Annotated in this window: 11 protein-coding genes; 7 read left to right on the forward strand and 4 right to left on the reverse strand. The window is 70.2% G+C overall.

Going from position 1 to position 12,283, the window contains the following annotated elements; genetic code table 11:
* Positions 1–1,429: 1,429 nt before the first annotated feature.
* From OO70_RS43265 to OO70_RS43290, 6 genes are all read left to right on the forward strand, one after another.
* On the forward strand, positions 1,430–2,161 hold the full coding sequence (locus OO70_RS43265; protein WP_043684678.1) for a Crp/Fnr family transcriptional regulator: 732 nt from the start codon (positions 1,430–1,432) through the stop codon (positions 2,159–2,161).
* 60 nt (positions 2,162–2,221) lie between these two features.
* The gene (locus tag OO70_RS43270; protein ID WP_043684681.1) at positions 2,222–2,710 is read left to right on the forward strand and encodes a hypothetical protein; all 489 of its coding nucleotides are present in this window, start codon (positions 2,222–2,224) and stop codon (positions 2,708–2,710) included.
* Between the two features lie 143 nt (positions 2,711–2,853).
* On the forward strand, positions 2,854–3,615 hold the full coding sequence (locus tag OO70_RS43275; RefSeq protein ID WP_043684684.1) for a DeoR/GlpR family DNA-binding transcription regulator: 762 nt from the start codon (positions 2,854–2,856) through the stop codon (positions 3,613–3,615).
* Positions 3,612–4,559 (forward strand): 1-phosphofructokinase, encoded by a 948-nt coding sequence (gene pfkB / locus OO70_RS43280; RefSeq protein WP_043684687.1) that lies wholly within the window; start codon positions 3,612–3,614, stop codon positions 4,557–4,559. Before OO70_RS43275 ends, pfkB begins: the two co-directional genes overlap by 4 nt.
* A gap of 232 nt (positions 4,560–4,791) precedes the next feature.
* Positions 4,792–6,846, forward strand: coding sequence for a PTS fructose transporter subunit IIABC (locus tag OO70_RS43285; RefSeq protein WP_043684690.1), 2,055 nt, complete (start codon positions 4,792–4,794; stop codon positions 6,844–6,846).
* A gap of 114 nt (positions 6,847–6,960) precedes the next feature.
* The gene (locus OO70_RS43290) at positions 6,961–7,215 is read left to right on the forward strand and encodes a hypothetical protein (protein ID WP_043684692.1); all 255 of its coding nucleotides are present in this window, start codon (positions 6,961–6,963) and stop codon (positions 7,213–7,215) included.
* A gap of 54 nt (positions 7,216–7,269) precedes the next feature.
* On the opposite strand, the gene OO70_RS43295 is transcribed toward OO70_RS43290, so the two are convergent.
* The 4 genes from OO70_RS43295 to OO70_RS43310 all read right to left on the reverse strand — a co-directional run bounded on the left by OO70_RS43295 (position 7,270) and on the right by OO70_RS43310 (position 11,982).
* Entirely contained in the window at positions 7,270–8,016 is a 747-nt protein-coding gene (locus OO70_RS43295; RefSeq protein ID WP_043684695.1) for a DUF6227 family protein, read from the reverse strand.
* Positions 8,017–8,173: 157 nt separating this feature from the next.
* Complete coding sequence (locus tag OO70_RS43300; protein WP_051742167.1) at positions 8,174–9,400, reverse strand: L,D-transpeptidase; 1,227 nt, start codon at positions 9,398–9,400, stop codon at positions 8,174–8,176.
* A gap of 150 nt (positions 9,401–9,550) precedes the next feature.
* Positions 9,551–10,579 (reverse strand): P1 family peptidase, encoded by a 1,029-nt coding sequence (locus OO70_RS43305; protein ID WP_043684698.1) that lies wholly within the window; start codon positions 10,577–10,579, stop codon positions 9,551–9,553.
* A gap of 200 nt (positions 10,580–10,779) precedes the next feature.
* Positions 10,780–11,982 (reverse strand): low temperature requirement protein A, encoded by a 1,203-nt coding sequence (locus OO70_RS43310; RefSeq protein ID WP_051742169.1) that lies wholly within the window; start codon positions 11,980–11,982, stop codon positions 10,780–10,782.
* Between the two features lie 112 nt (positions 11,983–12,094).
* On the opposite strand from OO70_RS43310, the gene OO70_RS43315 reads away from it, so the two are divergent.
* On the forward strand, positions 12,095–12,280 hold the full coding sequence (locus OO70_RS43315) for a hypothetical protein (protein WP_043684704.1): 186 nt from the start codon (positions 12,095–12,097) through the stop codon (positions 12,278–12,280).
* Positions 12,281–12,283: the final 3 nt, after the last annotated feature.

A 12,283-nucleotide genomic window follows, 5' to 3' on the forward strand; every position in this document is an offset into this window, starting at 1 on the left:
TTCGGCCGGACTTCGCAGCCGCGCGTCGGGGCTGACGGTGCACTCCCGCTCGGCGAGCAGGGGCCGTGCCTCGCCGATGGCCCGGGTGATGGTCGAACGTTCCATGCGGGCCGATCTCGGCAACGAGTTCAGCAATCACATCGGCCGTCAGGCCCGTGATCCGCCGGTTGCTGATGATCGCTGCACGAGTCGCACTCCCCACCACACGACCATGATCAACGATCAAGAGCAACACTCCGTTTTCGGGTGTCTCGCGTTCCCAACTCCCCTGTTCCGCACGGAAACTGACAGTGCGAAAGATGGGGGCGGGAGGGGCGGTCCGGGGGCGGTTGCCTTATCCATTAGTCGATATTTTGTGATGTGCGGCGGCGAACTCGGATTCCCGTACGGGATTCCGTTCCCCGCCCGGAACCACCGCATTCCCGGTCGACTCCGATTGTCTCTCGAAAAGAAATTGCCGAAGTCGCGGCGGGCTAATTCGAGGGGTGGCGGCGGCCTGCTCCTTCGATACCGGTGGGCCTGCTTCCGGTCGAGGGTTTCGCCGGTCGGGATGAGCCGTATTGGCCGGATCTGTTGACTCTTGATCGATGGCCTTCCTTTGATAACGCTGTCAGCGCCGGGTGCGGCCGGGGTCGTCTCGCCCCTGCGTGCATAAAGGGGGTGAAACGTGCCGCCGGGCAGAGTGTTCCGCCGAAGTGCGTGCGCTGGCGCGCTGCCGGCGGCACATCCCCCGAGGCTGGGGTTTCGGCTGGCCGCCGGGCACTGAGGGGTACCTCTTGCCTGACGGGGAGTGACCTAAAGGCCGTCCGTGGTGTTTACTGGGCACCGGTCTGATCCCTGGTGGGTCCGGACCTTTCCGGGAGGTCCTGGGGGTGGTGCCCCGGGGCCTCTCGTTTTTGCCGCCGGTTTGTGCGGACGTCATATGTTGCTCATCCGGGAAGGGTCCTATCGCCCCTGCGAGAGCGTGTGGATAAGCAGGATCGACAATTGCGTAAAAGGGCGATGGATTTCCCGTCGGGATTACGTTCGATCTTCTGTAACAAAGCCCCACGCTGAGGGGTTTCCGGCCCAAGATCACTATTCTTCACACCGCCTCCGAAAAGGCGACTGGCTCTTCGCTCGCGGCGAGCGGTACGGTTTCTCTCGCTCAACTGTCTCCACCCGCCCGGCCTCACCACCCGGGCGCCGCCGCACCTCCCGGAGAGGGAGCAGGACCCACCACCCGGAACCCCGCTGACCAGTGGGGTTCCAGAGAACCAACAGAACAAGGGATCAGGTCAATGCGCACCGTCAACGACGACGGCGTCATTCCGCCGTCGTGCCGCGGACCCCGCGGTATCTCACCCGTGACACCTCGTCACCCTCACGCGTCTCGGGGCGCGTACGCCGGGACACGCGCCACCGCGGCCGCCGGAGCGGGGGAGTGAGCATGTCCTCGACCATCGACACCTCTCGGCCGGCCGACCTTCTCCTGGGTCACGAGGACAAGCCTGAGGGAAGCTTCCTGCAACGCCTGAAGGCCGAGGACTGGCAGGCCCTGCTGCAGGCCGGGCTACGTGGCAGCAGCTTCGTCCGGGACGAGTTACTGCCGCTGGGACCGGACGGCCAGCACGTCTACATCATCTGGGACGGCGTCGTACGGCAGGACCGCTTCCCGCTGGGCGACGGGGAGAACGTCCCCACCGTCACGCGGTTCCGGGGCCGGGGCCAGCTGGTCGGCGAGGCCAAACTCGTCACCCCCGACTCTGCCGTCCACACGAAATGCCTGACCCCGACCGTGGCCATTCCCTGCAAGGCGCGCCGCCTCAACGTCCTGCTGCGCCGGCAGTCCGACATCCAGCTCGCCCTCCTGCGCAGCCTCGAGGACCGCGACCGCAGCGACGAACTCCTCTACACCATGGCCACCCGGCCGCCCGTCGAGCGGGTCAGCAGGCTGCTGGCGCACCTCGCCGACACCGCGGGCGTCCCCGAGCCCCGGACGGGCTGGACCGTCATCACCGGCCCGGGCCAGAAGGACATCGCCGCCTCTCTCCAGGTGGCCATCTCCACCGTGGAGAACGCGATCCGGACCCTGCGCTACCACGGCGTCATCGAAGCCAGGTACCGCCAGTTCATCGTCCACGACGTCGACGAACTGCGTCACTTCCCCACCGGGATCTGACCCCTCCCCGGTGCACCGGACCCCGTACCGCTCGCGCTCCACCCCCGAACGGAACACAGCATGATGACCAGCACCCTTCTGGTGCCCGCCGCCTCCGCCCTCGTCGGGGCTTTCCTCGCCGTCCTGATGTACCGGCATCACAGGCAGGTCTTCGCCTGGACGCGGAAGATCCGCCGCAAGGACGAGGCGAACACCGAGTTCGACAAGCCCGCCGAGTGGCTCGCCGACCTCTACAAGGCCCAGTGCCGCCTCGCCCAGAAGCCCTGCCGGGCCGAGGACTTCGAGGACATCTCCCAGACCGGCACCATGATCAAGGGGATCGCCGACCACACCGAGGCCGTCCGCCCCGAACTGAAGAAGGTCGTCGAGCGCGTCGGCGAATACGTCGCCACCGCTCTGCCCGAGCCGGGCCCGGCCCCGCGAGGAGTCCCCCTCGCGGAGTACCGCGTCCTGCTCGTCCAGGCCATGCGGCAGGAGGCCGCCCGCGGCGAGCTCGTGCGCGCGATCCTCACCGCCGAGAAGAGGATCAAGGCGGAGCGATACGGCTGACGAGGCGCACGGTAGGGCGGCTTCACCGAAGGCATCTGCCCGTTCATGTCCACCTCGTGCCCGAACCTGTTTACTTTCCCGAAATCCGGGCGTAGCCTCCGAGCGAAACCACAAGTTCGGGCACTGGACGGAGGCGAACGGACATGTACGCACCGGAGCGGCAGCAGGAGATCCTCCGGCTGGCCCGTGACGGCGGCCGGGTGGACGTCGTGTCGCTGGCCGAGGAGTTCCAGGTCACGGCGGAGACGATCCGCCGCGACCTGAAGGCTCTGGACCGCGCGGGCCTGCTCCGACGGGTGCACGGCGGGGCCATACCGGCCGGACGGCTCGGTTTCGAGCCCGACCTCACCGAGCGCGAGTCGACGGCGGCCGACGAGAAGGACCGCATCGCCAAAGCGGCCCTCGCCGAGCTGCCCACGCAGGGCACGGTGATCCTCGACGCCGGTACGACGGTGGCCCGCCTCGCGGGCATCGTCCCGCTGGAGGCCGAGCTGACCGTCGTCACCCACTCGCTGCCCATCGCGGCCCGCCTCGCGGACCACCCGGGCATGCAGCTCCACCTCGTCGGGGGACGCGTGCGGCACCGTACGCGCGCCGCCGTCGACGCATGGGCGCTGCGGGCGTACGGCGAGATCCGCGCAGACGTCGTGTTCGTGGCCGCCAACGGCTTCTCCGCCGAGCACGGGCTGACCACGCCCGACCTCGCCGAGGCCGCGGTGAAGCGTGCGGCGATGGCCGCCGCCCGCCGCGTGGTACTGCTCGCCGACTCCGCCAAGCACGGCCAGGAGCACTTCGCCCGCTTCGGCGCCCTGAGTGACGTGGACCTCCTGATCACCGACAGCGGGCTGAGCCCTGAAGACGCCACCGCCATGGAGCGCGGCGGCATGGAAGTAGTGCGCGCATGATCCTCACGGTCACCCCGAACCCGTCCCTGGACCGCACCTACGAGGTCCCCTCGCTCGACCGCGGCGAGGTCATACGGGCCACCGGCGAGCGCATGGACCCGGGCGGCAAGGGCGTCAACGTCTCGCGCGCCGTCGCCGCCGCCGGCCGCCGTACCGTCGCGGTACTGCCCCTGGGCGGTGCCCCGGGCGCGCTGGTCGCGGACCTGCTCGACGCGCAGGGCATCGAGGTCGCGCCGGTCCCGGTCGCCGGGGCCACCCGCTCGAACATCGCCCTCGCCGAGGCGGACGGCGTCCTCACGAAGATCAACGCCCCCGGCCCCGAACTGACCGCCGCCGAACAGGAGTTGCTCCTGGAGACGGTCCGCCGGCAGTCCCGTGACGCCGACTGGATCGCCTGCTGCGGCAGCCTCCCGCGCGGCCTCGCGCCGTCCTGGTACGCCGAGTTGGTCGCCCGCGCGCACGCCGTCGGCGTCCGTATCGCCCTGGACACCTCCGGCCCCGCGCTCATCGAGGCCCTGCGCGAACGCCCCGACGTCGTCAAGCCCAACGCCGAGGAACTCGCGGAGGCCGTCTCCCGCCCCCTCGCGACCGTGGGTGACGCGGTCAAAGCAGCCGAAGAACTACGGGAGTTGGGTGCCGGCGCGGTGCTCGCCAGCCTCGGCGCCGACGGGCAACTGCTCGTGGACGCCTCCGGTGCCTGGTACGGCAGCGCGCGCGTCGACGTCGTACGCAGCAATGTCGGTGCGGGGGACTCCTCGCTGGCCGGCTTCCTGATCGCCGGCGGCCACGGCCCGGAGGCCCTGGCCTCGGCCGTCGCCCACGGCGCGGCGGCCGTCCAGCTCCCGGGCAGCGTGATGCCCACCCCGGCCGACCTCGACCCGTCCGCGGTGACGGTCACGGCCGACGTGCCGGTCGATCGCGTACTCACGGAGCCGGTGACATGAGCTTCTCTACGGCATCCAAGGCGCCCCTCGAACCGGCCATGAAGCGGCGGAACTCCCCGTTAACCGCCGCGGCCGAACGGTGGCAGGGCATCCCGAGCCGCCCTGCCGCCCGGGGGAGGCGGGGTTTCCCCGACCCCGCCTCCACCACCCCCCGCGCAACAACCCGCTTCACCCCCGTCCCCACCCCCGCCCATGGCAGTCCCTGGGCGATACGCGTGCGAAGGAGCCCGCGATGAGCGAGATGATCACCGCGGACCTGGTCGACCTCGACCTGTCCGCCGATACCAAAGAGGCGGCGGCACGTGCCCTCGCCGAGCGCATGGTCGCCCAGGGCCGGGTCACCGACCTCGACGGCTTCCTCGCCGACGTCGCCGCCCGCGAGGCGCAGATGCCGACCGGCCTCGACGGCGGCATCGGCATCCCGCACTGCCGCAGCGAGTACGTCACCGAGCCGTCGCTCGCCTTCGGGCGCAGCGCCGAGGGCGTCGACTTCGGCGCCCCCGACGGCCCCGCCGACCTGATCTTCCTGATCGCCGCGCCCGCCGGGGCCGACGACGCCCACCTGACGATCCTCTCCGCGCTGGCCCGGCAGCTCATGAACGCCGAGTTCACGTCCGCGCTGCGGTCGGTGAGCGACGCGGAGAGCGCGGCCGCGCTGATCCGCGGCGACGAGCCCGAGGGTTCCACAGACTCCGTCGCGACGCCGGCGGCGGCCTCCGCCGGCGCCGCGACGGGCAGTACCGAGGCAGCCGCTTCTACGGCGGACAAGGGCGCCGGCGCCGAGGAGCAGCCGTTCCGGATCGTCGCCGTCACCTCCTGCCCGACCGGCATCGCGCACACCTACATGGCGGCCGAGGCGCTGGAGAACGCGGGCCGCGAGGCCGGTGTCGACCTCGTCGTGGAGCCGCAGGGCTCGGCCGGTTTCACCCGGCTCGACCCGGCGGTGATCGCGGCGGCGGACGCCGTGATCTTCGCCCACGACGTGCCCGTACGGGAGAAGGAGCGCTTCGCCGGCAAGCCGACCGTCGACGTCGGCGTGAAGGCGGGCATCAACCGTCCCGCCGAACTGATCACCGAGGTCCGCGGCAAGGCGGAGCGCGGCGAGGTCACCGGCGGATCCGCGCCCACGCCCGTCGAGCGCGGCGGTGACGCGGGCGAGGGCTACGGCTCCATGCTCCGCAAGTGGCTGATGTCCGGCGTCAGTTACATGGTCCCGTTCGTCGCGGCCGGCGGTCTGCTGATCGCCCTCGGCTTCGCGATCGGCGGCTACCAGGTCAACAAGGCGCCCTCTGTCATGGACCACTTCGTGTGGACCCAGGGCGACAGCTGGGCCGCGCTTCTCTTCCAGATCGGCGTGGTGTCCTTCGGCTTCCTCGTCCCGGTGCTGGCCGGCTACATCGCCTACGGCATGGCCGACCGGCCCGGTCTGGTGCCCGGCTTCGTCGGCGGCATGATCGCCTCCACCATCAACGCGGGCTTCCTCGGCGGTCTCGCCGCAGGTCTGATCGCCGGTGGTGTGGTGCTGGCGATCCAGAAGGTGAAGATCCCCAAGGCGGTGCGCGGGATCATGCCGGTGGTGGTGATCCCACTGATCTCCACGGCGATCGTCGGGTTCCTGATGTTCGTGGTGATCGGCAAGCCGATCGCCTCCGCACAGAAGGGCATGACCGACTGGCTGAACGGCCTCAGCGGCTCGAACGCCATCCTGCTGGGCGCCCTGCTCGGCCTGATGATGTGCTTCGACCTCGGCGGCCCGGTCAACAAGGTCGCCTACACCTTCGCCACGGCGGGGATCGCGGTCTCCAACCCCAGTGACTCGGCGATGAAGATCATGGCCGCGGTGATGGCGGCCGGCATGGTCCCGCCGCTGGCGATGGCCCTGGCGACGACCGTGCGCGGCAAGCTCTTCACCGAGACCGAGCGCGAGAACGGCAAGGCCGCCTGGGTGCTGGGCGCCTCCTTCATCTCCGAGGGCGCGATCCCGTTCGCGGCGGCCGACCCGCTGCGGGTCATCCCGTCCTCGATGGTGGGCGGCGCGATCACCGGCTCCCTGTCCATGGCGTTCGGCGCGACCCTGCGCGCCCCGCACGGCGGCATCTTCGTGGTCCCGCTGATCGGGCACGCGTTCTTCTACCTGATCGCCATCGCGGTCGGTGTGTGCGTCACCGCGGCCCTGGTCGTCGTACTGAAGGGAATGCGCAAGCCGGCCGCCGGCAGTACGGCATCCGGAGCGCCGGAGGACATATCCGCCCTGGCGGCGGAAGCGAAGCAGCCGGTCGCCGCCTAGCCTCTTTCGACCCTCCGTGGGCCTCTTTTGGGCCTCAGTGAGGTGTTCACGGCAACTGCGAGATACGTCACGGTCCGGGACCACGGTCCCGGACCGTGGTGTCTACTGGAACGCATGCCTGAGCACGTCTCCATCCTCCAGCTGACCGGTGTGGCCGTTCTCGCCCTGGCGACCGTCGCCTGGGTGTTCGGCCTGACGCGCGTCCTGCGCCGCTCCCTCGGCGAGCCCACCGCCTGGCACGCGGCCCACCCGCTGTACGGCCTCCCGAACCAGCGCGACACCGCTCCCCACCTGGAGTCCGTCGAACTGACCCCGGCCGAGCGCGACGCCTTCGCGGGTCTGGTACGACAGCTCAGCGACGGGCGTTGAAGCCCTTGCCGCTCAGGAGACCCGCGGTTCAGTTCAGGAGACCCGGGGTTCAGTTCAGGAAACCTGCGCCGCCCGCCGCTCCATCGCGTCCCGGGCCGCGTCCTCGCTGACGTACACCTCGCACATGTGCCGCCCGTCGGGCGTGGCCGTGTGCTCGACCTCCCACAGGGAGATCTCCGCGCCGTCGCGCAGCAGGAACGCGTGCTCGTAGAGCGAGAAGCACAGCGCCGGGCGGCCCGCTCGATACGGTCGGCCGAAGGCCTGGGTGATCTGGTGCGCGAACGCCGTCGCCAGCAGCGCGGCCGTCTCGGCGTCCGGCCGGTCCGCGTTCTCCGCGCGGCGCAATAAGCGGCGCGCGTGGTCCGCGGAGTGGTCCGCCAGATACGAGTGGCGAGGCTCCGGGATCGGCGACAGCTGTACCAGCACCGGGAGTTCGAAGTCCGGGGTGTCCGGCGGCAGCGGCAGACGCGCGGTCGCGGCCCGCAGCTCCTCCTCGTCGACGTACACCTCGTGCTGTGTGTCCCGGCCCAGCACGGTGTTGTGGACCAGCTCCCACAGGGTGAGCGCCGAGCCGTCGGGCAGCAGCCACGTGTGCCGGTACGTCTCCCGGTGCAGGCCCGCGCTGTGGTGCGCGGAGTGCAGCGAACTGTCGTGCGCCAGCGCGCAGTCGAGACGCCGTATGGTCTCGTCCGGCAGCTCGAAGGAGTTCAGGGCACGGCCGAGGAGTCGCGCGAGGTGCTCCTCCGGAGACTCGGGCGACTCGGGTTGTTCGTACGCTGCCGTGTCGTACGGAACGCTCAAGGCTTCTCCCGGCGTTGCTGCATGTCACCTTGTGGGTGCATACCGTAGCCCCTCGGTCGGACATCATTCCTGTGAACCGAGAAAACGTATGCCCGGAAAACGCGCGGGCCGCGCGAGATGTTCCCGCGCGGCCCGAAGATCCGTCAAAACCCGCCGGTCAGACCGCACTTCCGGCGGTCCACTCGCTCCACCCGAGGTTCCAGCCGTTGAGCCCGTTGTCCGGGGCGACCGTCTTGTCGGGGGAGTTCTTCACGATCACGACGTCACCGATCAGCGAATTGTCGTAGAACCACTTGGCGTTCGTCGCGCCCTGCGCGCCCTGTACGTCCGCGAGTCCGACGCAGCCGTGGCTGGTGCCGGTCTGGCCGAAGGGCGGGTTGGACTGGTTGTACCAGTAGTTGCCGTGGATGAACGTCCCCGACGTGGTCAGACGCATCGCGTGCGGCACGTCCGGGATGTCGTACTCGCCGCCCAGGCCGACCGTCTGGCTGTTCATCCGCGTCTGTGTGAACTTCTCGGAGATCACCATCTGCCCGTTGTACGTGGTGTGTTCGGGGCTGCCCGAGGAGATCGGCACCGACTTGAGGGTCTGTCCGTCCCGTACGACCGTCATGGTCTGCGTGTTCACATCCACGGTGGAGACCTGCGAGCGTCCGATGGTGAAGCTCACGGTCTTCTTCTGCACGCCGTAGACGCCGTTCGCGCCCTCCACGCCGTCCAGGTCGATCTTCATCGTGACCTTGGAACCGGCCTTCCAGTAGTCCTGCGGCCGGAAGTCGAGCCGCTGCGCCCCGAACCAGTGCCCCACGACCTGCTGCCCGCTGCTCGACGTGACCGTGATGTGCGACTGCACGGCCTTCTTGTCGCCGATCACCTTGTCGAAGGTGAACGACACCGGCATCCCGACACCGACCGTCGTCCCGTTGTCCGGCGTGTACGTCCCGATGAAGCTGTTGCTCGAAGTCACCGTCGTGAAGATGGAGTTGGCGGCGGCGGTCTTGCCGCTGGAGTCCTTGGCGGTAGCCGATATCTGGTACTTGGTCCCGCGCTCCAACTGCTCCTTCGGCGTCCAGCTCGCGCCGTTCGCGGATATCGCGCCGTCCACGGCCTGCCCCGAGCCCGCGACCGTCATCTTCACGTCGGTCAACTTGCCGCCGCTGACCTGCACGCCGGTGGAGTTGATGGACGCGTTCGTCGCGCCGTCCTTGGCCGAGATGACGATCTTCGCGGTGGACGTCTTGGCGGTCGTCCCGCCGCCGCCCTTGCTGTCCGTGTTGGCGTCCGCGCTGGCGTTGCCGCCGCACGCGCTGAGGGTGAGGGTGCCGACCACCAGGGCGGCGATGGCCCCCAGTACGCGCCGCGCTGCTATGTCCGGCGTTGTCACGGGCTGCTCCAGGTTCGTGTGGTGTGCGTGATCCGCTGCGATGCGTGGACAAAGAGGGCCCACACCCCCGCACGGGTTCCCGCCGTTCCCCACGAACGCCGTCCGGTGACAGAACCGGGACAAACACGGGTGCCTGTTCTCCCAGGGTGCCTACCGCCTCCCGTACAACTCCTCGTACGACGGCCACGATCCGCCCGGTCCGTCCACCGGCCCGGCGGCCCGCACCGCGCGCACGATCGCCCGGGTCACGACCTCCGCGCCGGCCGCGAGAACCTTGTTGAGGGCGAGGGGGTTCTCGGCGTCCAGCGGGCGGGCCCCGGTGGCCAGCGTGAACACCGTGTCCCCGTCGTTCAGCAGATGCACCGGACGTACGGCGCGCGCGATGCCGTCGTGCGCCGTGCCGGCCAGCTTCTGCGCCTGCGCCTTGGTGAGTTCGGCGTCGGTGGCGACCACGGCGAGGGTGGTGTTCAACGGGGGAGGCGCGTTCTTCGCGGCGGCCTCGGCGAGCCGCAGCCGTGCGGCTTCGTGGACATGCGGCTCGGGATACGCCACGCGCCCCTGGAACAACTCCCCGTACAGGACGCCCGTTTCGGGGTCCGTCGCCGACCCCGCCGCGTTGGCCACCACCAGCGCGGCCACCGTGATCCCCGACTCCAGCACGATGCTCGCGGTCCCGATCCCGCCCTTCAACGACCCGACCACCGCCCCTGTACCGGCGCCCACATTCCCCTCGCGCACCCGCACCCCGGGCCCGCTGATCGCGGCCACCTCGACCGCGGCCCGCCCGGTGGCCGCGTCCGGCCTGGCCCTGAAGTCGCCTCCCCGCCCCAGGTCGAAGACACAGGCCGCGGGCACCACCGGCACGACATGCGTCGGATCCAGTCCGACCCGCACCCCACGCCCCTGCTCCTCCAGCCAGGCCATCACCCCGGACGCGGCGTCGAGCCCGTAGGCGCTGCCACCGGTCAGCACGATCGCGTCGACCCGCTGCACCAGATTGCGCGGATCGAGCGCGTCGGTCTCCTTGGTACCGGGCCCACCACCCCGCACATCCACGGCGGCCACCGCCCCACCCTCCGGCGCGAGCACGACGGTGGTACCGGTGAGCCACCCGTCACCCGAGCGTGTCGCATGGCCCACCCGCACCCCGGCCACGTCGGTCAATGCGTCAACTGTCATGGCGCTCAGTCTTGCCCAACGCGCGGGGCATCCGGGGGCGGTCGGGGCGGTGTGTGCGGGTGAGTCGGGGGTGGTCAGCCGGGCTTGGGCTGTTGTTTCGGTGGCGGTCGGCCGGGCTTTGGCGGGTGTTTGGGTGGCAGCGGGTCCGGCGAGTGTTCGGGTGGCAGCGGGTCCGCCGTGCTCGGCGGTTCCGGGGACGGTCAACCAACCGGTGCCGTCTCCTCCGCCCTGCTCTCCCCGGCGGCCATGCGTGCCGTCAGCGTCACCCCGACCGCGACCGTCAGCGCCGACACCAGGCCCGCCGCGAGCACCGCCCCGTGCCCGAGGAACGTGCAGCAGATCACCAGCAACGCCGCGACCGGAAGCACCAGTTGCTGGGTGATGCCCACCTTGTAGTGGCGGGCGTGCAGCGCCCACACGCTGAGCAGGTACAGCGCCGTCGGCAGGGTCACCGCGGCGGAGGCGGCCAGGGTGGAGATGTGGGCCTTGTGGACCGCCTGCGTGACCGCGACCTCCAGGCCCGCGCCGATCGTCGCCGCCGACGCGAAGATCAGATAGTGGCCGTACCCCCACAGGAACGCCTGCCGGTTGGACCGGAGATGGCCGTGGATCGGCACCACGAAGTAGATCCACCAGGCGGCGAACACGATCAGCAGCCCACCCGCCGCGATGGGCAGCAACTCGCCCAGCGCGTCGTGCTCGTCCACCCCCGACTTCACGGCGACCGTCGCCGCGGCGATCGTCTCGCCCAGCACGATGATCGTGAACAGCCCGTAGCGTTCCGAGATGTGGTGCGGATGCCACGGCGTAGGGAAGTCTTTCTCCGCGTAGCGAGGCACGGACAGCTCGGCGATCACCATCACGAGGAACACCCAGCCCCGGGCCGGTTCCGGCAGGACCACCAGACCCGTCCAGCCGACCATGCAGAGCAGCACGCCGGCCGCGTACCGCAATGCCATCGTCCGCTCCGGCCCGCGGGCGGCCCGTGCCGCCCGCAGCCATTGCGTGGCCATCGCCAGCCGCATGATCACGTAGCCGAGCCAGACGACCAGGTAGTCGTGGTGTTCGAAGGCCCGCGAGATCCCGGCCGCGAGGACCAGGACGCCGGCGATCTGCACCAGCGTGACGACCCGGTAGAGCACGTCGTCGTTGTCGTACGCCGAGGCGAACCAGGAGAAGTTCATCCAGGCCCACCAGATCGCGAAGAACTGCATCGCGTAGCTCAGGATGCCCTCGCCCGCGTGCCCCTCCGCGATGGCGTGCGCCAGCTGGACGCCCGCCTGCGCGATGGCCACGACGAAACACAGGTCGAAGAAGAGCTCCAGCGGCGAGGCGACCCGGTGCGGCTCGTCCCGGCCGCGGGCGGTGAGCGGACGCAGGGGTCTTGGAATCTCGGACGTCATGCGCACAAGCACAGCAGATTGCGAGCCGGATTTCAGAGGCGGCCGGCTCGGCCGGGACCGGCGGGTTGGTCCGCGGCCGCGTCAGGCGCCCCTTCGGCCGTACCCTGGACCTATGAGTACCGCCCCCGCCCCCGAGCCGCGCGATCCGATCGAGCCGAAGCCCGCGCTGGTCTTCGACGACCCGCTGAGCCGGCCCTCCTCGGACGACACGGATCGCGGGTGGGGCGAGCGGGCCGAGGGCGACAGCGCGGCCGATCTCAAGCGCTTCCTCGACGAGAAGCCGCCCCACCACATCTGAGCC

The sequence above is a fragment of the Streptomyces xylophagus genome, from assembly GCF_000716435.1.
In the GTDB taxonomy this organism is placed as follows: domain Bacteria; phylum Actinomycetota; class Actinomycetes; order Streptomycetales; family Streptomycetaceae; genus Streptomyces; species Streptomyces xylophagus.